General features: G+C 64.8%; 22 protein-coding genes. 9 read left to right on the top strand and 13 right to left on the bottom strand.

The features are described 5' to 3' along the window. Window positions 1-38 precede the first annotated feature (38 nt). Window positions 39-425 (bottom strand): DUF3597 domain-containing protein, encoded by a 387-nt coding sequence (locus tag IVA98_RS05215; RefSeq protein ID WP_247295238.1) that lies wholly within the window; start codon window positions 423-425, stop codon window positions 39-41. Window positions 426-758: 333 nt separating this feature from the next. Here IVA98_RS05215 and IVA98_RS05220 point away from each other — a divergent pair, with 333 nt between their 5' ends. The 6 genes from IVA98_RS05220 to IVA98_RS05245 all read left to right on the top strand — a co-directional run bounded on the left by IVA98_RS05220 (window position 759) and on the right by IVA98_RS05245 (window position 6,572). After that, the gene (locus IVA98_RS05220) at window positions 759-1,667 is read left to right on the top strand and encodes a DUF2189 domain-containing protein (RefSeq protein ID WP_247295242.1); all 909 of its coding nucleotides are present in this window, start codon (window positions 759-761) and stop codon (window positions 1,665-1,667) included. Between the two features lie 129 nt (window positions 1,668-1,796). Then, on the top strand, window positions 1,797-2,621 hold the full coding sequence (locus IVA98_RS05225) for a lytic murein transglycosylase (RefSeq protein WP_247354368.1): 825 nt from the start codon (window positions 1,797-1,799) through the stop codon (window positions 2,619-2,621). A gap of 497 nt (window positions 2,622-3,118) precedes the next feature. Further along, on the top strand, window positions 3,119-3,271 hold the full coding sequence (locus tag IVA98_RS05230; RefSeq protein ID WP_007590701.1) for a DUF1127 domain-containing protein: 153 nt from the start codon (window positions 3,119-3,121) through the stop codon (window positions 3,269-3,271). A 126-nt stretch (window positions 3,272-3,397) separates the two neighbouring features. Next, entirely contained in the window at window positions 3,398-4,825 is a 1,428-nt protein-coding gene (trmFO, locus tag IVA98_RS05235) for a methylenetetrahydrofolate--tRNA-(uracil(54)-C(5))-methyltransferase (FADH(2)-oxidizing) TrmFO (RefSeq protein ID WP_247354369.1), read from the top strand. Window positions 4,826-4,832: 7 nt separating this feature from the next. Beyond that, entirely contained in the window at window positions 4,833-5,927 is a 1,095-nt protein-coding gene (locus tag IVA98_RS05240) for an AMP-binding enzyme (RefSeq protein WP_247354370.1), read from the top strand. Between the two features lie 93 nt (window positions 5,928-6,020). After that, window positions 6,021-6,572: a CAP domain-containing protein gene (locus IVA98_RS05245; RefSeq protein ID WP_247354371.1), complete on the top strand. Its 552-nt coding sequence runs from the start codon at window positions 6,021-6,023 to the stop codon at window positions 6,570-6,572. 13 nt (window positions 6,573-6,585) lie between these two features. Here IVA98_RS05245 and IVA98_RS05250 read toward each other — a convergent pair whose 3' ends face one another. After that, window positions 6,586-7,059: a VOC family protein gene (locus IVA98_RS05250; RefSeq protein WP_247354372.1), complete on the bottom strand. Its 474-nt coding sequence runs from the start codon at window positions 7,057-7,059 to the stop codon at window positions 6,586-6,588. 149 nt (window positions 7,060-7,208) lie between these two features. Here IVA98_RS05250 and IVA98_RS05255 point away from each other — a divergent pair, with 149 nt between their 5' ends. Next, window positions 7,209-8,387, top strand: coding sequence for an aminotransferase class V-fold PLP-dependent enzyme (locus IVA98_RS05255; RefSeq protein ID WP_247354373.1), 1,179 nt, complete (start codon window positions 7,209-7,211; stop codon window positions 8,385-8,387). A gap of 13 nt (window positions 8,388-8,400) precedes the next feature. On the opposite strand, the gene IVA98_RS05260 is transcribed toward IVA98_RS05255, so the two are convergent. Genes IVA98_RS05260 through yajC form a run of 6 tightly spaced genes read right to left on the bottom strand, consistent with a single transcriptional unit; the run spans window position 8,401 to window position 14,058 of the window. After that, window positions 8,401-9,645 carry a threonine ammonia-lyase gene (locus IVA98_RS05260; RefSeq protein WP_247354374.1) on the bottom strand — a complete coding sequence of 415 codons (1,245 nt, stop codon included), beginning with the start codon at window positions 9,643-9,645 and terminating at the stop codon, window positions 8,401-8,403. A 45-nt stretch (window positions 9,646-9,690) separates the two neighbouring features. Further along, a complete protein-coding gene (locus IVA98_RS05265) occupies window positions 9,691-10,554 on the bottom strand; it encodes a phytoene/squalene synthase family protein (RefSeq protein ID WP_247354375.1) in 864 nt (287 codons plus the stop codon). Then, a complete protein-coding gene (locus tag IVA98_RS05270; protein WP_148777937.1) occupies window positions 10,551-10,934 on the bottom strand; it encodes an Mth938-like domain-containing protein in 384 nt (127 codons plus the stop codon). The genes IVA98_RS05265 and IVA98_RS05270 overlap by 4 nt, the downstream gene beginning before the upstream one ends. Window positions 10,935-10,994: 60 nt before the next feature. After that, the gene (gene secF / locus IVA98_RS05275) at window positions 10,995-12,014 is read right to left on the bottom strand and encodes a protein translocase subunit SecF (RefSeq protein WP_247354376.1); all 1,020 of its coding nucleotides are present in this window, start codon (window positions 12,012-12,014) and stop codon (window positions 10,995-10,997) included. 10 nt (window positions 12,015-12,024) lie between these two features. After that, on the bottom strand, window positions 12,025-13,629 hold the full coding sequence (gene secD / locus IVA98_RS05280; protein WP_247354377.1) for a protein translocase subunit SecD: 1,605 nt from the start codon (window positions 13,627-13,629) through the stop codon (window positions 12,025-12,027). 60 nt (window positions 13,630-13,689) lie between these two features. Further along, window positions 13,690-14,058: a preprotein translocase subunit YajC gene (yajC, locus tag IVA98_RS05285; RefSeq protein ID WP_247295263.1), complete on the bottom strand. Its 369-nt coding sequence runs from the start codon at window positions 14,056-14,058 to the stop codon at window positions 13,690-13,692. Between the two features lie 180 nt (window positions 14,059-14,238). Here yajC and IVA98_RS05290 point away from each other — a divergent pair, with 180 nt between their 5' ends. Further along, a complete protein-coding gene (locus tag IVA98_RS05290; RefSeq protein ID WP_247354378.1) occupies window positions 14,239-15,255 on the top strand; it encodes an ATP-binding protein in 1,017 nt (338 codons plus the stop codon). A gap of 138 nt (window positions 15,256-15,393) precedes the next feature. Here the strand turns inward: IVA98_RS05290 and IVA98_RS05295 are convergent, their stop codons facing one another. Together IVA98_RS05295 and IVA98_RS05300 are read right to left on the bottom strand one after the other, a co-directional pair. After that, on the bottom strand, window positions 15,394-16,773 hold the full coding sequence (locus tag IVA98_RS05295) for a LysM peptidoglycan-binding domain-containing M23 family metallopeptidase (protein WP_247354379.1): 1,380 nt from the start codon (window positions 16,771-16,773) through the stop codon (window positions 15,394-15,396). Between the two features lie 109 nt (window positions 16,774-16,882). Then, window positions 16,883-17,533 carry a protein-L-isoaspartate(D-aspartate) O-methyltransferase gene (locus IVA98_RS05300; RefSeq protein WP_247335715.1) on the bottom strand — a complete coding sequence of 217 codons (651 nt, stop codon included), beginning with the start codon at window positions 17,531-17,533 and terminating at the stop codon, window positions 16,883-16,885. Between the two features lie 221 nt (window positions 17,534-17,754). Here IVA98_RS05300 and IVA98_RS05305 point away from each other — a divergent pair, with 221 nt between their 5' ends. Continuing rightward, entirely contained in the window at window positions 17,755-18,126 is a 372-nt protein-coding gene (locus IVA98_RS05305; RefSeq protein WP_008547195.1) for a response regulator, read from the top strand. A gap of 3 nt (window positions 18,127-18,129) precedes the next feature. On the opposite strand, the gene surE is transcribed toward IVA98_RS05305, so the two are convergent. The 3 genes from surE to serS all read right to left on the bottom strand — a co-directional run bounded on the left by surE (window position 18,130) and on the right by serS (window position 20,757). Further along, on the bottom strand, window positions 18,130-18,897 hold the full coding sequence (gene surE, locus IVA98_RS05310; protein ID WP_247276019.1) for a 5'/3'-nucleotidase SurE: 768 nt from the start codon (window positions 18,895-18,897) through the stop codon (window positions 18,130-18,132). Window positions 18,898-19,003: 106 nt separating this feature from the next. Then, complete coding sequence (locus tag IVA98_RS05315) at window positions 19,004-19,366, bottom strand: hypothetical protein (RefSeq protein ID WP_247354380.1); 363 nt, start codon at window positions 19,364-19,366, stop codon at window positions 19,004-19,006. Between the two features lie 59 nt (window positions 19,367-19,425). Then, entirely contained in the window at window positions 19,426-20,757 is a 1,332-nt protein-coding gene (gene serS, locus IVA98_RS05320; protein ID WP_247354381.1) for a serine--tRNA ligase, read from the bottom strand. Window positions 20,758-20,954: the final 197 nt, after the last annotated feature.

The following is a 20,954-nucleotide window of genomic DNA, read 5'->3' on the forward strand; positions in this document are numbered from 1 at the left end:
CGAGATCGCGGGCCCTTGCGGTACGACGGAGCGATCGGTCAGTGCTTGATCTCCGGCGGCAGCTTGCCGCCATTGGCGGCGAGCTTGGACATCACCTGCTTGTGCAGCCAGACGTTCATGCTCGCGGAGTCGTTCATGTCGCCGGTGTAGCCCAGCTCCTTGGCGAGATCCTTGCGCGCAGCGAGGCTGGAATCGATGTCGAGCGCCTTCATGAGGTCGACGATGGAGGTGCGCCATTCCAGCTTCTCGCCCTTGTGCGCAGCCACCGCCTTGTCGACGACCGCGGCGACGTCGACAGCCGCCATGGGCGTGGCAGCCGGCGCCGATGTGCCCGGCGCGGCCCCTGCGGGCGCGCTGCCGGCGGGCGCGGCAGCAGCCGGATGGCTGCCGAAGATCGCGCTCATGATTTTCCCGAAAATGCTCATGTCTGCTCCCCGAAAAGGATCCGTTGGAAGGGCCTTGAGTGGCACTTATAGACGATGTTCCTGCGTTGCGCCCGCGACGTTGTGCGAACCAACACGCAGCATCAGCTTATCTGCGGCGAAATGACGGCCGAATGACATCGGCGAGGTTTGCACTGCGTCATCGAATTTCACCCAAGCGTGAGGGACAGGACTCGCAATTGGGAGTACGCTTACCGTTCAGCTCGCGATGCCATCCGGAATTCGCGTCTGGTCGGAATCGCGATCGTTCAAGCAAGCGGCCGCGTGCGCCGTTGCCGGCGCGAGATCGGCCGTATGGCAAGGGAGCTAGCGACCATGGCCACACTCTACCAGGGCAATGTCCCCGGCACGGCCCGGACCGCGGAAGCGGCTGGACCGGTGATCCGAACCATCCAATTGTCCGACCTGCACGACGCGCTGAAGCGCGGCTGGGAGGATTTCAAGGCCATTCCGAGCCACGCCATCATCCTCTGCGTGATCTATCCGGTGCTCGGCCTCGTGCTCGCCCGTGTGGTGATGGGCTACTCGGTGCTGCCGCTGCTGTTTCCCCTGGCTGCGGGTTTCGCATTGATCGGCCCCTTCGCGGCGCTCGGTCTCTACGAGCTCTCCAGCCGGCGCGAACGCCATGAGGAGGCCACCGCCTGGGATGCTATGGAGGTGCTGCGCTCGCCGTCGTTCGGTGCGATGCTCGGCCTCGGCACGTTGCTGCTCGCTCTGTTCGTGACCTGGGTCGCGACCGCGCAGGCGATCTACGTTGCGGCATTCGGCTATGAGGGCGTGACCGGTATCTCGGATTTCCTGACGCGCGTTCTGACGACGCGGCAGGGCTGGTGGCTGATCGTGGTCGGCTGCGGCACGGGCTTCCTATTCGCGCTCGCCGCGCTCTGCATCAGTGCCGTGTCGTTCCCCTTAATGCTCGACCGCCATGCCGGAGCATTCGAGGCAATGAGCACCTCGCTGCTCGTCGTTGCGAAGAACCCGGTGCCGATGGCAGCCTGGGGCTTAATCGTGGCGGTGCTGCTGGCGCTCGGAACGATCCCGGCGTTCCTCGGCCTCGCCGTGGTGATCCCGGTGCTCGGCCATGCCACCTGGCACCTCTACCGCAAGGTGATCGTGTCCGATCCAGGCGCTCGTCCTGTGCCGCCTCCGCCGCATCGTCCGCGCAAGCCCGCCGCCGATTTCCCCGCCAACCTCTTCCCCTGGCGGAATAGGACGGACGCCTGACGACATCGTGACGTGCGATCCTGCCCGGCCCGGGCAGGATCGCACGCCGTCACACGCCTTGCTTTGGCCGCGGTTGCAACCGAGATTATGCGCGCCGGTCGGATCACTTCACGGAATCCATTTCATCTGATGACCACGACGATTTCTCGTCTCGCTCTCGCAGCCCTCGCCCTCTTCGCGTCAATCCTGTCAGCCCAGCCAGTGCTCGCCGCTGTTGCCTGCGGCTCCGGCAATTTCGACGCCTGGCTTGCGGACTTCAAAGCCGATGCTGCGGCCAAGGGCATCTCGCAACAGGCCATTGCATCGGGACTCGCGGGCGTGACGCTCGATCAGGGCGTCCTCAATCGCGACCGTTCGCAAAAGGTCTTCAGCCAGACCTTTGAGGAGTTTTCCGGCCGCATGGTGCCGCCCCGCATGCAGCGCGGCTCCAACATGATGAAGCAATACGGCTCGGTGCTCTCGCGCATCGAGCAGGCTTACGGCGTCCCGGGCGAGGTGCTGGTCGCGATCTGGGGCCTCGAGACCGATTTCGGCGTCAACACCGGCAAGTTCGCCACGATCCGCTCGCTGGCGACGCTGGCCTATGATTGCCGGCGCTCCGAGCAGTTTCGCGCCGAGCTGATGGATGCTCTGCGCATCGTCGAGCGCGGCGATCTCGCTCCTGCCGAGATGAAGGGCGCCTGGGCGGGCGAGCTCGGCCAGACCCAGTTTATGCCGTCGTCCTGGGTGAAGTACGCCGTTGATTTCGACGGGAACGGCAAGCGCGACCTCTTGCACAACGTGCCCGACGTGCTCGCCTCCACCGCCAATTATCTCGCCGGCTATGGCTGGCAGCGCGGCAAGGATTGGCAGCCGGGCAGTCCGAACTTCGCGGTGCTCCAGCAGTGGAACAAGAGTGAGGTCTATTCCAAGACCGTGGCTTATTTCGCCACCCAGCTCGCGCGCGCTCCGTAAGCCCCGCGATGGAACGAGGAGGCCCATCGCTCGGCGACTGGCCTTCTCTGGATGCCCCTTGGCGTGCATCACCTTTTCAGATGCACCCCGCCGGTCCAGTCCCCTCTCCGCAACGGGACGAATCGCAGCGCAGTCGGAAAACGTGAATATTTATTCACTCCTATATCTCCTGAAGGGATGCGAATAGCGCATGCCGAACTTGAGTCTAGATGCTGCAGGCCTGCTAGCGGATCGGTGGGTGGAAACATATTTCCGCAATGCATTAAACTGCGCATTCCATAGTACCTCGTGAATAACGGGCATTCACTCACCGGAATCTGCCTCACGACAGGATTGGAGCGCGGAAGCCCGCAGGTTAATCGCCAGTTACTATTGCTATGCATTCATCGCCTAGCTGCATCGCAACATCGGAACTTTTGCACTGCACTACTCTCACCTATATTCATTTCAACGACGAGGCCCGGGCAAGGGCTGAATCGAACTACAGGAGACTACCAATGCTGCTCTCGCTCATCCGCATGATCCAGGCATTCCGGGACTATCAGCGCAATGTTGCCGAGCTGTCTCAGCTCAGCGATCGCGAACTGGCCGACATCGGCCTCGATCGCTCGGACATCCCGCGCGTTGCCGCCGGCCAGTATCAGGGCTGATATCGTTCAGCCGTTCACCGGACGAACCGATAGCGCCCGCCTCGTGCGGGCGTTATCGCTTCTGATGGCAGAAAACTCGATCTCGGCGATTCCACTGGCCGCCGAAAAGCGCTACCTGTCCGCCCCATGACAGGATCCCGATCGAACATCGTGCACGTGATCGGCGCCGGCCTTGCCGGTTCCGAAGCCGCCTGGCAAGTCGCCAAATCCGGTGTGCCCGTGGTGCTGCACGAAATGCGGCCGACCCGCATGACCGAGGCGCACCGCACCGACGGGCTCGCCGAGCTTGTCTGCTCCAATTCGTTCCGCTCGGATGATGCCGCCAACAACGCAGTCGGCCTGCTGCATGCGGAGATGCGCCGGCTCGACTCGCTGATCATGCGCGCGGCCGATGCCAACCAGGTGCCCGCGGGCGGCGCCCTGGCCGTGGACCGCGACGGCTTCTCTGCGGCGGTCACCGCGGCCCTGAACGACCACCCCAAAATCGAGATCGCCCGCGGCGAGGTCGCAGGCCTGCCGCCGTCCGACTGGAGCAACGTCATCGTTGCGACCGGCCCCCTCACCTCTGCGCCGCTGGCCCATGCCATCCGCGAACTGACCGACGAGAATGCGCTCGCCTTCTTCGACGCCATCGCGCCGATCGTGCACCGCGAATCCATCGACATGTCGGTGGCCTGGTTCCAGTCGCGCTACGACAAGGTCGGTCCTGGCGGCAAGGGCGCCGATTACATCAACTGCCCGATGACCAAAGAGCAGTATGACGGCTTCGTCGCGGCGCTGATCGCCGGCGAGAAGACCGAGTTCAAGGAGTGGGAGACCAACACGCCCTATTTCGACGGCTGCCTGCCGATCGAGGTCATGGCGGAGCGCGGTCCCGAGACGCTGCGCCACGGCCCGATGAAGCCGGTTGGCCTGACCAATCCGAACGATCCGAGCACGAAGCCTTACGCAATCGTGCAACTGCGCCAGGACAACAAGCTCGGCACGCTCTACAACATCGTCGGCTTCCAGACGAAGCTGAAATATGGCGAGCAGCAGCGCATCTTCCGCACCATACCGGGACTGGAGAAGGCTGAATTCGCCCGCCTCGGCGGCCTGCATCGCAACACCTTCCTCAATTCGCCAAAGCTGCTCGACGGCCAGTTGCGCCTGCGCGCGCAGCCGCGGCTGCGCTTTGCCGGCCAGATGACGGGCTGCGAGGGCTATGTGGAATCCGCCAGCGTCGGCCTCATCGCCGGTCTCTATGCGGCCGCCGACGCGCGCGGCGAGACGCTGGCGAGCCCGCCCAGCACGACGGCGCTGGGATCGCTGCTTGGGCACATCACCGGCGGCCATATCGAAAGCATCGAGCCCGGCACGCGCTCGTTCCAGCCGATGAACATCAATTTCGGCCTGTTCCCGCCGCTCGCGACCGTGCCGACCAAAAAGCCAGACGGCACGCGGCTGCGCGGCAACGAGAAGACGGTGGCCAAAAAGCAGGCGCTGAGCGCCCGCGCGCTCGCCGATCTCGATCGCTGGATCACCGATCACCTGCGCATTGCCGCCGCCGCGTGAGTTTTCGATGAGCCTCCCCCAAGACGACGCCGCGGAGCTGTCGGCGCGCTGGACCGAGGGCGTGCTGCTCAAGCGCGACGTGTTCTCGACCGTCGAGCGCGGCCGCTTCCGCAGCGAGAACGGCGAGGTCGACGCGGTGCTGCGCCGTCTCGACGAGGTGCCGTGGTGGTCGTTCCTCTTGGCACGCCACCTGTTCGCGCGCGAGAAGCATGCGCTCGCGCGCGCCAAAGGCCTCAACGTCGGTCCGGAGCTGCTATGGGCCGGACGCCGCGCGCTGGTGCGCGGCTTCGTTGATGGCGTCGCGCTGCATCTGGCCAAGCCGCATGGCGACCTCGCCTATTTCCGCTCGGCCGAGGCCGCGCTGCGGCGGCTTCGCCGCGCCGGCATCTGCCACAACGATCTCGCCAAGGAGCAGAACTGGCTGGTCGGTCGCGACGGCCGCGCCTATGTCACCGACTTCCAGCTCGCCGCCTGCTTTGCGCGGCGCGGCCGGTTCTACCGCATCCTGGCCTATGAAGATCTCCGGCACCTGCTCAAACACAAGCGCTCCTACGCGCCCGAGGCGTTGACGCCACGCGAACGAAAGATCCTTGCGAAGAAGTCATTCGCCGCGAGCCTGTGGCTCGCCACCGGCAAGAAGGTCTATCGCGCCATCACACGCGGCCTATTCAACTTCACCGACCGCGAGGGTGGTGGCCGCCGCCTCGTCAACGACGCGCCGGTGCTGTCGGAGCTGATCCGCAAGAATCCGGCCGTGCGCGACACCGCCATCGTCGCCTTCGCCGACCGCCGCTCCGGCGTCGGGCTCTATGCCTTCGTCGAAGCCGACCAGGCCGCGCTCGAAGGCGAGCTCCGCAAGGAGATTGCGGCCGCCAAGGGCCCCAAGCCGCCGGAACACATCCAGGTCGTGCACGCCCTGCCCCGCGACAGCAGCGGCAAGCCGCGCACCGAGATCCTGCAACTGGTCGCCATGAACCAGCTCGACCTGATCGAGCCGATGATGAAGAACGACCAGGACCGGGCCTTCCTCAAGGACATCCTGGAGCAGCGTAAGAACCTGCGCGACCGCTTCAATTTCGAGGCGGACCTGCCGACGAGCTAAGGTCCAGCGCGCCTTGAAGCGTCCACAATGGCGATAGAGAAGCGGTCGGACAAAGGCAGACTTGGTGGGGTCATGGGTGCTTGGGGGACGAAGATGCATCGTGTGGTTGGCGGGGCGATCGCGGGCCTTCTGCTGCTCACAGGCGCGCCCGCAATGGCGGAATCCCCGGCCGAGCTGATCTCGAGCTTCCGCCTCAAGCACGGAGAGCTCCGCGTCGTGCGCGACGCCACGCTCGATCGTATTGCCATGGACCAGGCCCGCGCGATGGCGGCCAAGGACGACCTCAGCCATGACGCACTCGGTCCGTTCAACCGCCGCGTCGCTCCGGCCGGTGCGGGCCGCGCCGCCGAGAACATCGCCTATGGCTACGACAATTTCGAGAAAACCCTGGGACAGTGGATCGACTCCTCCGGGCACCGCAAGAACCTGCTGCTGCACAACGCCTCGCGCGTCGGCATCGCCAGCGCCAAAAACGCCAGCGGCAAGCGCACCTATTGGGCGATGGTGATCGCCGGCGATTACGAACCGAAGGGCAAGAGAAAGAAAGACAAGGAGCCGCTGGTTGCCGTGAAGCGCGAGGCCGCGCCCGCAGGCAAGCCCAAATCCAGCGGCTGCCACATCAAACTGCTCAGCCTCTGCATCTGAGGCCGGGGCAATTTCAGCCGCGGCGCGCTGCCTCGATGGCGGCGACGTCGATCTTCGTCATCCCCATCATCGCGTCAAAGCTGCGCTTGGCCTCAGGGCCGCCGGCCGCCAACGCTTCGATCAATACACGCGGCGTGATCTGCCAGGAAACGCCCCATCTGTCCTTGCACCAACCACACGCACTCTCCTGCCCGCCATTGCCGACAATGGCGTTCCAGTAGCGATCTGTCTCCTCCTGATCGTCAGTGGCGATCTGGAACGAGAAGGCTTCGTTGTGCTTGAACACGGGACCGCCATTGAGGCCGAGACAAGCAACGCCAGCCACGGTGAATTCGACAGTCAAAACATCGCCCGCCTTGCCGGATGGGTAATCGCTGGGCGCGCGGTGAACGGCACTCACGGCGCTGTCCGGAAAGGTCTTGGCATAAAAGGTTGCAGCAGCCTCGGCGTCTTTGTCGTACCAGAGGCAGATCGTGTTCTTCGCCATCGCGCTTCCTTTCAGTTTCCCAAACGCCATCACGCTCTGTCAGCATAGGCATCTGGATTAGCGTGCTCCAGCCGCACCTTCCTTTGCCCGTCTTGCGCGCGTGCGTCATTGTGTCTTAGCTTCAGGGCCCCAAATTGGCAGGCTCTCACTTGATCGATATCGACCAGATACGTTCCGACACGCCGGCCGCCTCCCGGCTCGCCTATCTCCACAACGCCGGCGCAGCGCTTATGCCGGCGGCGGTTGTCGCGGCGATGAAGCAGCACATCGATCTGGAGAGCGATATCGGCGGCTATGCCGCCGCCGATCAGGAAGCGCGCCGCCTTGAAGCGGTCTACGGCTCGGTGGCGCGGCTGATCAATGCCGCACCGGATGAGATCGCCCTCGTGGAGAACGCAACCGTTGCCTGGCAGATGGCGTTCTATGCTCTTCAGTTTCGCAAGGGCGATCGCATCCTGACCGCAGAGGTGGAATATGCCGCCAATTATGTTGCGTTCCTTCAAGTCGCCAAACGTACAGGCGCGGTCATCGAAGTCGTGCCCAGCGATGCCAGCGACGAGCTTGATATTCACGCGCTCGAACGCATGCTCGACGAGCGTGTGAAGCTGATCGCCATCACCTGGGTTCCAACAAATGGCGGGCTGGTCAATCCCGCGGCGGCCGTCGGCAGGATCGCGCGGGCACACGGCATTCCCTATCTGCTCGACGCCTGCCAGGCGATCGGTCAGATGGAGGTCGATGTCGAAGCCATCGGCTGTGACATGCTGTCGGCCACGGGGCGCAAATTCCTGCGCGGCCCGCGCGGCACCGGATTTCTCTATGTCCGCCGAGCGATGCTGCAAGGGCTCGAGCCGCCGATGATTGACCATTTCGCCGCGCCCTGGGTCTCGCGCGATGAATATCGACTCCGCGATGATGCGCGCCGTTTCGAAACCTGGGAAAACAACTACGCGGCCCGGCTCGGCCTGGGAGCTGCCGTCGATTATGCCCTCGCGATCGGCCTTGGTCCGATCGAACAGCGCTGCCGCCTGCTTGCAGACCGTCTTCGCAGCGGCCTCGCCTGCATTCGCGGCATCAAAATACGCGACCTCGGCCGCGCGCCGGGCGCCATCGTCAGCTTCACGATGGATGGGCATGAAGCGGATGCCATCGTCAGCAGCGCTGCTGCGGCCGGGATTACGATCGGCGCCTCGGATCCGTCGAGCACCCGCATCGACGCAGAAATCCGCGCGCTGCCGCCGGTCGTGCGCGCTTCTCCGCACTACTACAACACGGAAGCCGAGATCGACGGACTGATCGGGCACCTCGCGGGTTTAGCACCGCGATAGCCGGGCCCGTCGCTCACGTGCAGCGCGCGCTCAACCCGGACGCGCTGAGCCTTGCCATCACCTCGTCGAGATGGGCGCTGTCGCGGGTCTCGATGACCAGTTGTAGCAGCGTCGCCTTGGCCGGCAAGTCTGAGAACGTCCGCTGATGCGAGACCTCGATGATATTGGCACCGGCTTCGGCGAGCAGCGCGGCCACCGCGGCCAATTGCCCGGGCCGGTCAGGAATATCGAGCGAAAGCTGGGTCAATCGCCCCTCGCGCGCCAGTTCACGGGTCAGGACCGAGGCGATTAGCCTCGTATCAATGTTGCCGCCGCTCAGCACCAGGCCCACTTTCTGGCCGGCGAAGCGGGATGGATCGGATATCAGAGCGGCAAGGCCGGCGGCACCGGCACCCTCGACCACCGTCTTCTCGATTGAGATCAGGGTCGCCACAGCGCGCTCGAGCTCCGCTTCGTTCACGAGGGCAATATCGTCGACGAGGCGGCGGACGATCTCGGTGGTGATCTTGCCGGGCGATTTGACCGCGATGCCTTCGGCGAGCGTGTCGCCGCGCGCCGGCAGATTCCCATCATGGATGGCGTTGTACATCGAAGGATAGAGCCAGGCTTCGACGCCCAGGATTCGTAGCGACGGTTTGATGGACTTTGCGGCAATGGCGATGCCGCTGATCAGCCCGCCGCCGCCGATCGGGACGACCATCGTATCGAGTTCCGGCACTGCATTCATCATCTCCAGCCCGACGGTGCCCTGCCCGGCGATCACCAGCGGATCGTCATACGGATGGACGAAGATCATGCCGCGCGCCTCACCGTGGCTCCGCGCGAACGCGGCCGCCTCCTCCAGGGTCGCGCCGGTGACCACCACCTCCGCGCCGTTGTGCTTCGTGTTTTCGATCTTCACCATGGGCGTGCCGATCGGCATGACGATGGTGGCGGGAATGTTGAGCCTTCTCGCGTGATAGGCGACGCCCTGTGCGTGGTTACCCGCCGACATCGCGATGACGCCGCGCGCACGCTCCTCCGGCGTCAGCGCGGCGAGCCGGTTGAGGGCGCCGCGCTCCTTAAACGAGGAGGTGAATTGAAGGTTCTCGAATTTGAGCCAGATGTCGCAGCCGCAGATGTTGCTCAGGGTTCGGCTGTAGCTACAGGGCGTTTCGACGACGGCACCCCGGATGGTCTCGACGGCCGCATGGATGTCGCTTGGTGCAACCGGAAAGTCGCCGAGATCGGAGGTCAAGCTTTGGGACAAGTCAGCCATAGGACAGCATAGAGCATTTGGCCGCCTCAGGCGATAAGCCGGCTCCTATTTGGTAAATTCCCTGGAGCGCGAAGCCCGCCACAGCGTCCACAGCGTCCGCAGCCGCGAGGCCGGCGGCGGCGCGAACGGATTGCGCCCAGGTAGAGACAGGAGCTTGAGATCGGCCCGGACCTGGCTCAGCAGCAGAAACGCAGGCCGCACGGACGGCGGTACCTGCGGCAGCAGCGACGAGGCCGTGGTCAGATGCTGCCGCGCCTCGCCTGCGAGTTGATCCAGCACGGCGCGCAGACCCGGCGTCGCCTTGCCGGCGAACACATCCTCCATGTTGCACTTGTGGCTCGCCAGAATCTGCTGTGGCAGGAACAATCGCCGGTGTGCCGCATCACGCGGCAGTTTGGCAATGACATCGACGATACCCTGGGCCAGCCCGGCATGACGGGCGAGGTGCTCGACTGACTCCGACGGCGGCGCCATGATCCGGGCTGCGAGAGCAAACAGTGCCGATGAGGTCGCCGCCAGATAGCCCTCCAGTGCCGCCATGGTCGGCATCGGATCGTTGTAGAGATCGAACTGGTGCTCGTCGGCGAGCAGCGACAGCGGCTCGACCGGCAGGTCGTAATCGCGGATCGCGCGGAGCAACTCCGCCGCCACCGGGTTGCCCTCGGCGCTGCCATGGACATGGCCTGACAGCATGTCGGTCCACCATTGCAGGCGAATCTCGCCGGGCAAGGGTTGGCTCACCTGGTCGCGAACGCGCACGATCTCGGCATTGAACGCATAGAGCGCCAGCAGCGCGCGGCGCTCTGCGGCGGGAACGAACAGCGTCGCAACATAACGCGGAAAGTCATGGCTACGCACGAGATCGGCGCAGAAGGCAACCGAGTCGGGCGACGCCGCGGTGCTGCTCATGGCACCGCGATCAGCGCGGCCGCGACGCGGCGCCGCTCGCCGATCATGATGTTGTAGGTGCGCACGGCGGGACCGGTCTGCATCGTGTCCAGCACCACCCTCACCGCCTTCAAGGCCTGCCGCAGTTCCGGCGGCGGCAGCCAAACCCCCGTTCCGGTGCCGACCAGAAGCGTGTCGATGCTGTTGGCCGCCGCGAACACGCGATCCAGCGAGTAGCGGTCAATCCTGGTGGGATCCGTCACGTCCCAGGCCCATATCGCGTCCGGCAGGCACAGCAGCGATCCCCGATGTGACATGCCGGCGAAGGCGAAGCCGCCCTTGCCATAGGCCTCAATTGGCGCCGAGCGCGGGAAGTGGGGTGCGTTGGGGTCGCCGGCCATGAGCTCCGCCCGAATTGGCTTACTACCCCCGCAAACGCGTGCGAGCGTGTGCGGTTCGGATCATGCCTTGTTTTTCTTCGCCGGCGTAGCCGTATCGGGTGCATCCTCGCGATGCTCGCCGACGCCGAGATAGATCAGAATCGGGGCCGCGATGAAGATCGAGGTGTAGGTGCCGACCAGCACCACGCCGAACATCATCACCGCGGTGAAGCTGTGGATGGCATGACCGCCGAACAGCAATAGCGCGAGCAGTGCCAGCGTCACCGTAACGTGGGTGATGATGGAGCGCGACAGCGTCGAGTTGATGGACTCGTTGAGCAGCTGCGGCATCGGCATCTTCTTGTAGCGCCGCAGCATTTCGCGGATGCGGTCGTAGATGACGACGGTGTCGTTGAGCGAATAGCCGAGAATAGTCAGCAGCGCGGCGATACTGGTCAGATCGAAATCGACCTGGCTGATCGACATGAAGCCGATGGTGAGCACGATGTCGTGCACGTTGGCGATCATCGCGCCCAGCGCGAACTGCCATTCGAAGCGGAACCAGAGATAGATCAGGATCGCGATGATCGCGAGCATCAGGCCGAGCATGCCGTAGGCCAAGAGCTCACCGGACACGCGCGGGCCGACGACCTCGACCCGGCGGTATTCGACGGAATTGCCGAGCGCAGTGCGGACCTTCTGCACGGCCTCTTGCTGGGCAGCGTCGCCGCCGGGCTGCTCCGCAACGCGGATCAGAACATCCGCGGGACCACCGAACTGCTGCAGCTGGACTTCGCCGAGACGCAGGCCGTCGAGCGTCGTGCGCATCGCCGCGATGTCGGCGGTACCGGACTTGGCCTGCACCTCGAGCAAGGTGCCACCGCGGAAGTCGATGCCGAAATTCAGGCCGTGGGTGAAGAACAGCGTGATCGCGACGATCGACAGCGCCGCCGAGATCGGGAAGCTGATGCGGCGGAAGCGCGTGAAGTCGAAATGCGTATCGTCCGGGACGATGCGCAGCGACGGCAAGAGGCCGAGGGCCGCGACCACGGTGAGAATGGCAATGAGGACGCCGAGCCCGATGAGAACGGTGTGAGTCACGATCAGGCTCCTAGATCGGCACGCTCTGCGGCCGCTTCCACCGCACCCACCAGGCGACGATCAGCCGGGTCAGGGTGAAGGCGGTGAACACCGTGGTGATGATGCCGATGCCGAGCGTCACGGCAAAGCCGCGCACCGGCCCGGTGCCGATGTAGAACAGCACGGCGGCAGCAATGAAGGTAGTGATGTTGGAATCGAGGATGGTCGCCAGCGCCCGCTTGAAGCCGGCGTCGATCGCCGAGATTGCGTTGCGGCCGGCGCGCAGCTCCTCGCGGATACGCTCGTAGATCAGCACGTTGGAGTCGACGGCGATGCCGACGGTGAGCACGATGCCGGCGATGCCGGGCAGCGTCAGCGTGGCGTTGAGCAGCGACAGCAGGCCGAAGATCATCGCGACGTTGATCGCCACCGCGACGTTCGCGAACACGCCGAACAGCCGGTAGGTCACAAGCATGAACATGATGACGAGGATCGAGCCGACATAGGCCGCAAGCTCACCCTTCTCGATCGAGTCCTGGCCGAGACCCGGACCGACGGTGCGTTCCTCGACCACCGTGAGCGGCGCCGGCAGCGCACCGGCGCGCAAGAGGATCGCGAGATCGTTGGCCGACTGCACGGTGAAATTGCCGGAGATCTGGCCCTGGCCGCCGGTGATCGGCTCGCGGATGACGGGCGCCGAGATCACCTTGTTGTCGAGCACGATCGCGAACGGCAGTCCCACATTCTCTTGGGTCGCCTGAGAGAATTTGCGCGCGCCCGACGTATTGAACTTGAAGCTGACGACCGGCTCACCCGTGCGCTGGTCGAAGCTTGCCTGGGCGTCGGTCAGGTCGCCGCCGGCGACCAGCACCTGCTTCTTGACCACGTAAGGTGTCGGCGGCGGGGACGCGCTCATCAACAGTTCGGATTCCGGCGGCAGCCTGCCCTGCTGCGCCTGATCCGGCGGCACGGAGGTGTCAACCATGCGGAATTCCATCTTCGCGGTCTTGCCCAGCAATTCCTTCAGGCGGGTTGGGTCCTGGAGGCCGGGGACCTGCACCAGGATGCGGTCGTTGCCCTGGCGCTGGATCACGGGCTCGACGGTGCCGAGCTCGTTGACGCGGCGTTCGACGATCTGGATCGACTGCTCGATGGTCTTGCGCATGCGATCGAGCATCGCGGCCTGCGGGATGCTCAGGCGGATCACGCCGCCACCGGCATCGGTGACCTCAAGGTCGCGCTGACCACTCGATCCCATGAGGCCGCCCAGCGGCTGGGACAACTCCCGCAGCTTGGCGAGTGCGGCGTGCGCATCGGATTCCTTGGTGATACGAACCTCGACGGCGTCGTTGCGCACGGTCACGCCGCCCGTGAAGCCGATCTTGGCATCGCGCAGCGTCCGGCGAACGTCGTCGCGGACCTGATCGAGCCTCTCTTTCTTCACATAGGCGGAGTCGACCTCGAGCAGCAGATAGGAGCCACCCTGGAGGTCGAGGCCGAGCACGAGCCGGCGCTGGGCCCAGGCGGGCCAGGTCTTGACCTGCGCCTCAGGAAAAAAGTTGGGGACCGCGCAGAGGCACACGATCAGCGCCGTCAGGATAATCCCGAGCGCCCTCCACCGCGTGAAATACAACATCGACTAGACCTGTCAGATCAGGAGACTTGCAGGAGACCTATAAAGACTCGCGGGAAGCACTCACTTCGCCGTGCTGTCGTCCTTGACGCTTTCCTTGGCGGATTCTTTGGCCGGCTCGCCCTTGGCGCGCACGCCTGAGATCATCTGGCGCATCTGCCGCACGCGCACGCCGTCGGAGATTTCGAACTCGATCTGGTCGTCGTCGACGACCTTGGTGACCTTGCCGACGAGGCCGCCCGAGGTCACCACCGTGTCGCCGCGGCGGATATTCTTCACGAGATCTGCGTGGTCGCGGACCTTCTTCTGCTGCGGACGCAGAATCAGGAAGTACATGATCACGAAGATCAGGGCGAACGGCAGCAGCGACATCAACATGCTGTTGGTGTCGCCGGCGCCCGCAGCCTGGGCATACGCAGGGGTAATCAGCATTCGGACGATCCTCGTGAGAACGGGGGAAAGCCGGTCATGCCCTCACGGCGACCGGTTCGGTCAAATTCGCGCGGACTATAGCGGCCATTGCCCCAATTGCAACGCTGCCAGACCGCCCTTTTCGCCACCTTGCGGCGGGTCCTCAGGCCCGATAAGGCTGCGTTCTCAGGAACTTCGGACATGCCCAAAAAACCAAGCAAAAGCCCGGCCGGCAAAGGCCCCCGTACCCCTGCCAGGACGCCTTCCGCCGTCGCGGCAAAACGTCCCAAGGCGGCCTCGAAGGCGGCCTCCAAGGCAACTCTCAAGGCAACTCTTAAGTCTGCCCCAGACCTCTCGCAGGAGCGCATCGTTCGCGCGCTGGAGACCATTGCGGCGCACCTCGCGGCCCAGGGCAGCCCGACCCTCGAACCCGAGTCGTTCGAGCGGGCGGATGCCTATGTCTGGCACCCCGACGGTCGCCTTGCAGCAGTGCCGCGGGTCAGCCGCGTCGAATTATTCCTGCTGAAGGGCGTCGACCGGATGCGCGACATCCTAATGGAGAACACCGAGCGCTTCGCCAATGGCCTGCCCGCCAACAATGCCCTGCTCTGGGGCGCCCGCGGCATGGGCAAGTCATCGCTGGTGAAGGCGGCGCATGCCAGCATCAACGCGGAGCGCAAACCGGCCGACAAGCTGAAGCTGATCGAGATCCATCGCGAGGACATCGAAAGCCTGCCCGCGCTGATGGAGTGCTTGCGCGCCTCCTCCTTTCGCTTCATCGTGTTCTGCGACGACCTCTCCTTCGATGGCAATGATGCGTCCTACAAATCGCTCAAGGCCGTGCTCGAAGGCGGCATCGAAGGCCGGCCCGAGAACGTCATCCTCTACGCGACCTCCAACCGCCGCCATCTGCTGGCGCGCGAGATGATCGAGAACGAGCGTTCGACCGCGATCAATCCCGGCGAAGCGGTCGAGGAGAAGGTCTCGCTGTCGGATCGCTTCGGCCTCTGGCTGGGCTTCCACCGTTGCAGCCAGGACGAATATCTCGCCATGGTGCGCGGCTATTGCAGCCATTTCGGCATCAAGGTCGACGACGAGGCGCTGGAGCGCGAGGCGCTCGAATGGTCGACCACGCGCGGCTCGCGCTCAGGCCGCGTCGCCTGGCAGTTCGTGCAGGAGCTGGCGGGCCGGCTCGGCGTGAAGCTGACCGTGAACTGAGCACGTCGCCACATTCTCATTGTCATCGCCCGCGAAAGCGGGCGATCCAGTATTCCAGAGACCTTTGTGATCGACCGAGAGGCCGCAGCATACTGGGTGTCGGGCGACGCCCCCCTTATTGCGGCGGTTATTTAGGCCTCACGCCCCGTTCAGGAATTGAAGCGGATCAACCGGGCTCGATCCCTTGCGGATCTCGAAGTGGAGCTGCGGCGACGCCACCTCCCCGGATTGACCCGACTTGGCAATGATCTGACCGCGCTTGATGGTATCGCCGCGCTTCACCAGCAGCTCACTCGCATGGGCATATGCGGTGACGTAGCCGTTGGAGTGCCGAACCAGGACGAGATTGCCGTAACCTTTCAGCTCATTGCCCGAATAGGCGACGACGCCGTCTTCAGCCGCCTTGACTGGCGTCCCCTCGGGCACCGCAAGGTTGATGCCGTCATTGGACTTGCCATTGGTCTTGGCACCATAGCTCGTGACCACCTTGCCCCGCACCGGCCAGCGGAAGGTCGGCAGCGCGCCGGTGGCCTCCGCAGCCTTCGCCGGCGTCTCGGCGGCCTTCTCTTCGACATTGGCCGTGGCTTGGGCGAGGCGCGCGCTCTGCACGGGCGCGGCGGCAGCGGCCATCTTGGTGGCGGGCGCCGGAGCGGCCGCGACGGGCTGGAGAGCTCCTGCAACCGGGGCGGCCGCGAGTGGAGTCGCAGCAGCCGGCGCCGCGACGGCGGCGGTCTTGGCACCGGGCACGGTCAGCTTGGTGCCGAGCTTGAGCTTGGCCGAGGGCTCGAGACCATTGGCGCGCGCCAGCTCGGCCGCGGAGATGTGGTTCTTGCGGGCGATGCTGGCGAGCGTGTCGCCGCGATTGACGAAGTGCGTGCTCGGCGGCGCAGCGACGACGGCAACCGGCTTCGCCGCAGGGGCCGCCGCAACGGGAGCCATCGCGGGCGCGGCGGCCGTGCCCGCATGCGGAATGATCAGCTGCTGGCCGGGCGAGAGCGTACGCGGTCCCTTGTAGCCGTTGGCGGCGAGGATCGCCTGCGGGGTGACATGATAGCGCTTGGCGAGCACGTCGAGCGTGTCGCTGGTGCCTACGATGATCTTGGTGCCGCCAGCCGGTTGGGCCGCTGCAACCGAGCGCGGCGGCACGGTCGCCGTCGTCTCGAGATGCGGCTGCGCCGGCGCCGCAAAGGAGCCGACGCCGCGCCCGCCGCCGGACACTCCGCCGCCAGAGGCGACAGGATAGGATTGCGGGGCGGACACCGCCGGCGGCGGCAGGGGTTGGGACTGATAGGAGCCAGGCTGCGTCTGCGGCCGCGCATATTGCGGCAGCTCACGTTGCGGCGGTGGCGCCTGCTGCACCGAGCCAGTGGATTCCGAGGCGAAAGGATTGGAGAAATTCGACTGGGACAGCCGCGACGACATGTCGGCGCTGCACCCCGCAAAACTGATGGAGATCAGCGCCAGCACCGCGACCTGCGGCACGCGGCGCGAGTAAAGCAACTCGGCGACAGCGGACATGGTTACTCACTCGTACGCAACAGAACTGGTGTTTTAAGTAAACACGGGCCGAGTAAATAACGGCTTAACCCTCCCAATAAGATGTTGGTGGCGCAGCCAATCCGGAGTTCTACAGCTCCCGCGCCACGCCAGGCAGCGCCGGTACGAAGCGGACCTCAACGAGTTCCTTGCGCTCGATCCCCGCCTCGGTCCGGCTGAGGCGAGTCAGCGTCTGCACGCCCTGATGCGGTCCGACCGGTGCGATCAGGATGCCCCCGACATCCAGCCGCTCGATCAGGTTCTCTGGAATTTGCTCCATCGCGGCGGTGACGATGATGCGGTCGAACGGGCCGATATTGGCCGGCAAATTGAGGCCGTCGCCCAGCATCACCTCGACATTGTGGCAGCCGAGCTCTTCGAGCCTGGTGCGTGCGGTGTCCGCCAGCTTGCGGTAGCGCTCGACCGTGAGTACCTGCCCTGCGAGCCGCGACAGCACGGCGGCCTGATAACCGGAGCCGGTGCCGATCTCGAGCACGCGGTGCCGCTTCTGGAGCTGGAGCTGCTCGGTCATGTAGGCGACGACGAAGGGCTGGCTGATGGTCTGCCCGCAGGCGATCGGCAGCGCACTGTCGCGATAGGCGCCGTCGCGGTCGGCATCGTCGACGAACAGCTCGCGCGGCACCTCCTCCATGGTCCGCAGCACGGCCTGATTGCTGATGCCCCGGCGCCTCAGCGTGAGCTGAAACATCATCTTTTCCGGCGGAGGTTGATGGCTGGTCATCGTTGCCAGTGCTGTTTGTCAGGCCCGTTCGGGCCAACCCGGGCGCGAGAATCTTGTTCCTTGGCCGGGAACTCATGATACCATTCGGCTGGATATTGATCACGGATTGGCGTGCAACAACCAGTCGTGATCGCCATCTTCAGGCGCCCGTTCGTCAAAACGCGCATTGCGTCGATTCATGTTATCTGCGAACGTTTTTGGCAATGGGCAAGGACTCAATCATGACCGCGACGGGGCTTTCCGGCCGCTCTGTATTCCTCGTCGAGGACGAGGTGATGATCAGGATGATGGTTGCGGACATGCTCGAAGAGCTCGGCTACAAGGTCGCAGCCGAGGCCGGCGATATCACCGAGGCCATGCGGCTCGCCCAGGCGACCGAGTTCGACATCGCCATTCTCGACGTCAACGTCAACGGCAAGGTCATTTCGCCGGTCGCCGACGTGATCAAGGCGAAAGGCTGCCCCTTCATCTTCGCCACAGGCTACGGCTCCTCCGGCCTGCCCGAACAGTACCGCGATCGGCCGGCGCTCCAGAAGCCGTTCCAGCTCGACGCGCTTGGCAAGACCATCGAAGCCGCGCTTCGCGGCGGCTAGGCGCTACTTCAGCGTCGCGCTCAATTCTTCTGAAAACGCTTCGTTGGTCCGATCGAGCCTGAGCGGCGTGACCGAGACGTAGCGCTCGCGAAGTGCTGCGAGATCGGTGCCGTCTGCGGGCGTGTCCATCATCGCCGTGCGCTCGAAGCCGATCCAGAAATAGGGATTGCCGCGGCCGTCCCTGCGCTCGTCGATCCTGAGGAAGCCGAGATTGCGCTTGCCCTGACGCGTGACGCGGATGCCGAGCACATCCTCCGGCGCACACGACGGGAAGTTGACGTTGATCACCGTGTCCTTCGGGATGCCGGCGGCGATCACCTTGCGCAAGATGTCGGGCCCGAACTTGCGGGCGGTGTCCCACGGCGGCCGCTCGCGGGTTTCGACGCTGAATTCCTGCGACAGCGCGAATGAAGGCAGCCCCAGGATGGTGCCCTCCAGCGCGCCGGCAATGGTGCCGGAATAGACCACGTCCTCGGCGACGTTACGCCCCTTGTTGACGCCCGAGAGCACGACGTCCGGCAATTTTGGCCCGAGGATGTGGCGCGCGCCCATGATGACGCAGTCGGTCGGCGTGCCGCGCACGGCGAAGTGCCGCGGCCCGACCTCGCGCAGGCGCAACGGATCGTTCAGCGACAGGGAATGCGATACGCCGGACTGGTCGAGCTCCGGTGCCACGACCCAGACGTCGTCCGACAAGGCGCGCGCGATCTCCTCCACGACCTTGAGCCCGGGGGCGTGGATGCCGTCGTCATTGGTGCAGAGAATACGCATGCGAAAGGTCGATTCCAGAAAGCGGGTCTGAGCCGTCTTATCCGGCTATGCCCAATCAGGCAAACCGGCCGGTTGGGCCCGGCGGCCAGGTTCCGGCTTCATTCTGCTACCGGCGGATGCGCCATTGCGGCAGAAAACGTGCCAGCCGGCCCTCGGTCCGCAGCTGCATCGCCGGCACAAGGCGGCTCACGACGGGAGTTTCGACGACGCCGAGCGCCACCAGCTGCACGACGAACGGGTCCGACGCCGGCGGCTGCGGAAAGCGTTCGCGCGCCACGGCCAGCGCCTTGTCGAAATCCGCAGTATTGACCCCAGGCTTGGCCCGCCGGCTACCCACGAGATCGTCGTCCCAGAGCCGCGCGATCTCGATGTCGAGCACGCCGCGCAAGCGCTGATCGACGGCCTGGATGCCGGCACCCGTCACCGCCCATTGTCGGCCGACCCAGAAGATGTCGCGGTGCAAGGCCATGAAGGGTAGCTTCGCGTTGCGGGGTCGGCAGGATAGCCGGCCGGGCGATCTTCGCAACCCTACTCGCGCGCGATCACCTTCAGCCCGCCCATATAGGGCTGGAGCACGCTGGGAATCGCAATCGAGCCGTCCTCCTGCTGATAGGTCTCCATCACCGCGATCAGCGCGCGGCCGACCGCGGTGCCGGAGCCGTTCAGCGTGTGCACGAAGCGCGGCTTGCCGTCCGGCCCGCGCGAGCGCGCATCCATGCGCCGCGCCTGAAAGTCGCCGCAGACCGAGCAGCTCGAGATCTCGCGGAACATGCCGCCGTCGCCCTGCCCGGGCATCCAGACCTCGATGTCATAGGTTTTCTGCGACGAAAATCCCATATCTCCTCCGCAGAGCGTCATCACGCGATAATGCAGGTCGAGCTTCTGCAACACCTGCTCGGCGCAGGACAGCATCCGCTCCAGCTCGTCCTTGCTGGTCTCGGGCGTCGTGATCGAGACCAGCTCGACCTTGGTGAACTGATGCTGGCGGATCATGCCGCGGGTGTCGCGCCCGGCGGCGCCCGCCTCGGCGCGGAAGCACGGCGTCAGCGCGGTGAGGCGCATCGGTAATTGCTTTTCGTCGAGAATGGATTCGCGCGCGAGGTTGGTGAGCGACACTTCTGCGGTCGGGATCAGACCGAGGCGCTCGGTCTTCAGCCGCTCATGGTCGGGCGCAGCCAGCAGTTCGCCCTTGATCGCCCAGAACTGATCGTCCTCGAATTTCGGCAGCTGCCCGGTGCCGAACATCACCTCGTTGCGCACCAGAAGCGGCGGATTGATTTCGGTGTAGCCGTGCTCGGTGGTGTGCAGGTCGAGCATGAACTGGCCGATGGCGCGTTCGAGCCGCGCCAGCCCCTTCTTCAGCACGACGAAGCGCGCCCCGGAGAGTTTTGCCGCCGCCTCGAAATCCATGTAGCCGAGCGCGGTGCCGAGATCGTCATGCAGCTTCGGGGCAAATGCGTAGTTGCGCTTGTTGCCGAATACGTGGTGCTGCACGTTGCCGCGCTCGTCGACACCGTCGGGCACGTCATCGAACGGAATGTTCGGAATCGCCGACAGCTCTTTCGTCAGCTCCTCGTCGGCAGCCTTGGCCGCGGTTTCGAGCTGCGGCATCGTCATCTTGAGCTCGGCCACTTCGGCCATCAGCTTGGCAGCGCGCGCCTCGTCCTTGGCTTTCTTGGCATCGCCAATTTCTTTCGAGGCCGCGTTACGTCGTGCCTGCGCCTGCTCCGACGCCAGGATCGCCGCGCGCCGCTTCTCGTCAATCGCGAGCAGCGAGGCCGACATGGGCTTCAGGCCGCGCCGAGCGAGGCCGGCGTCGAAGGCTTGCGGATTGTCGCGGATCGATTTGATATCGTGCATGGGGGTGGTCCTGGGGAAGCGCGTAAGCCTACAACGGCAGACGTTGTAAGTTTGCGTTGGCGCGTCTCCTAGCACGGCTGTCATCATCCGCGAAGGCGGATGATCCAGTATTCCAGAGACCTCAGTGATTCCTCGATAGGCCGCGGCATACTGGATTCCCCGCTGCAGCCTGTCATCGGGCTCGCCGAAGGCGAGAC

It is taken from the genome of Bradyrhizobium sp. 160 (assembly GCF_023073735.1).
Taxonomy (GTDB): domain Bacteria; phylum Pseudomonadota; class Alphaproteobacteria; order Rhizobiales; family Xanthobacteraceae; genus Bradyrhizobium.

Bases quoted from the DNA above. Each gene is read 5' to 3' on its own strand.
- IVA98_RS05250 (WP_247354372.1), bottom strand. From the start codon at position 7,059: ATGGCGAAGAACACGATCTGCCTCTGGTACGACAAAGACGCCGAGGCT.
- surE (WP_247276019.1), bottom strand. From the start codon at position 18,897: ATGCGTATTCTCTGCACCAATGACGACGGCATCCACGCCCCCGGGCTC.
- IVA98_RS05260 (WP_247354374.1), bottom strand. From the start codon at position 9,645: ATGGCTGACTTGTCCCAAAGCTTGACCTCCGATCTCGGCGACTTTCCG.
- IVA98_RS05315 (WP_247354380.1), bottom strand. From the start codon at position 19,366: ATGGCCTTGCACCGCGACATCTTCTGGGTCGGCCGACAATGGGCGGTG.
- IVA98_RS05265 (WP_247354375.1), bottom strand. From the start codon at position 10,554: ATGAGCAGCACCGCGGCGTCGCCCGACTCGGTTGCCTTCTGCGCCGAT.
- IVA98_RS05295 (WP_247354379.1), bottom strand. From the start codon at position 16,773: ATGTCCGCTGTCGCCGAGTTGCTTTACTCGCGCCGCGTGCCGCAGGTC.
- IVA98_RS05300 (WP_247335715.1), bottom strand. From the start codon at position 17,533: ATGACCAGCCATCAACCTCCGCCGGAAAAGATGATGTTTCAGCTCACG.
- secD (WP_247354377.1), bottom strand. From the start codon at position 13,629: ATGTTGTATTTCACGCGGTGGAGGGCGCTCGGGATTATCCTGACGGCG.
- IVA98_RS05240 (WP_247354370.1), top strand. From the start codon at position 4,833: ATGAGCCTCCCCCAAGACGACGCCGCGGAGCTGTCGGCGCGCTGGACC.
- IVA98_RS05230 (WP_007590701.1), top strand. From the start codon at position 3,119: ATGCTGCTCTCGCTCATCCGCATGATCCAGGCATTCCGGGACTATCAG.
- trmFO (WP_247354369.1), top strand. From the start codon at position 3,398: ATGACAGGATCCCGATCGAACATCGTGCACGTGATCGGCGCCGGCCTT.
- yajC (WP_247295263.1), bottom strand. From the start codon at position 14,058: ATGCTGATTACCCCTGCGTATGCCCAGGCTGCGGGCGCCGGCGACACC.
- IVA98_RS05290 (WP_247354378.1), top strand. From the start codon at position 14,239: ATGCCCAAAAAACCAAGCAAAAGCCCGGCCGGCAAAGGCCCCCGTACC.
- IVA98_RS05245 (WP_247354371.1), top strand. From the start codon at position 6,021: ATGCATCGTGTGGTTGGCGGGGCGATCGCGGGCCTTCTGCTGCTCACA.
- IVA98_RS05305 (WP_008547195.1), top strand. From the start codon at position 17,755: ATGACCGCGACGGGGCTTTCCGGCCGCTCTGTATTCCTCGTCGAGGAC.
- IVA98_RS05225 (WP_247354368.1), top strand. From the start codon at position 1,797: ATGACCACGACGATTTCTCGTCTCGCTCTCGCAGCCCTCGCCCTCTTC.
- IVA98_RS05220 (WP_247295242.1), top strand. From the start codon at position 759: ATGGCCACACTCTACCAGGGCAATGTCCCCGGCACGGCCCGGACCGCG.
- IVA98_RS05270 (WP_148777937.1), bottom strand. From the start codon at position 10,934: ATGGCCGGCGACCCCAACGCACCCCACTTCCCGCGCTCGGCGCCAATT.
- IVA98_RS05215 (WP_247295238.1), bottom strand. From the start codon at position 425: ATGAGCATTTTCGGGAAAATCATGAGCGCGATCTTCGGCAGCCATCCG.
- serS (WP_247354381.1), bottom strand. From the start codon at position 20,757: ATGCACGATATCAAATCGATCCGCGACAATCCGCAAGCCTTCGACGCC.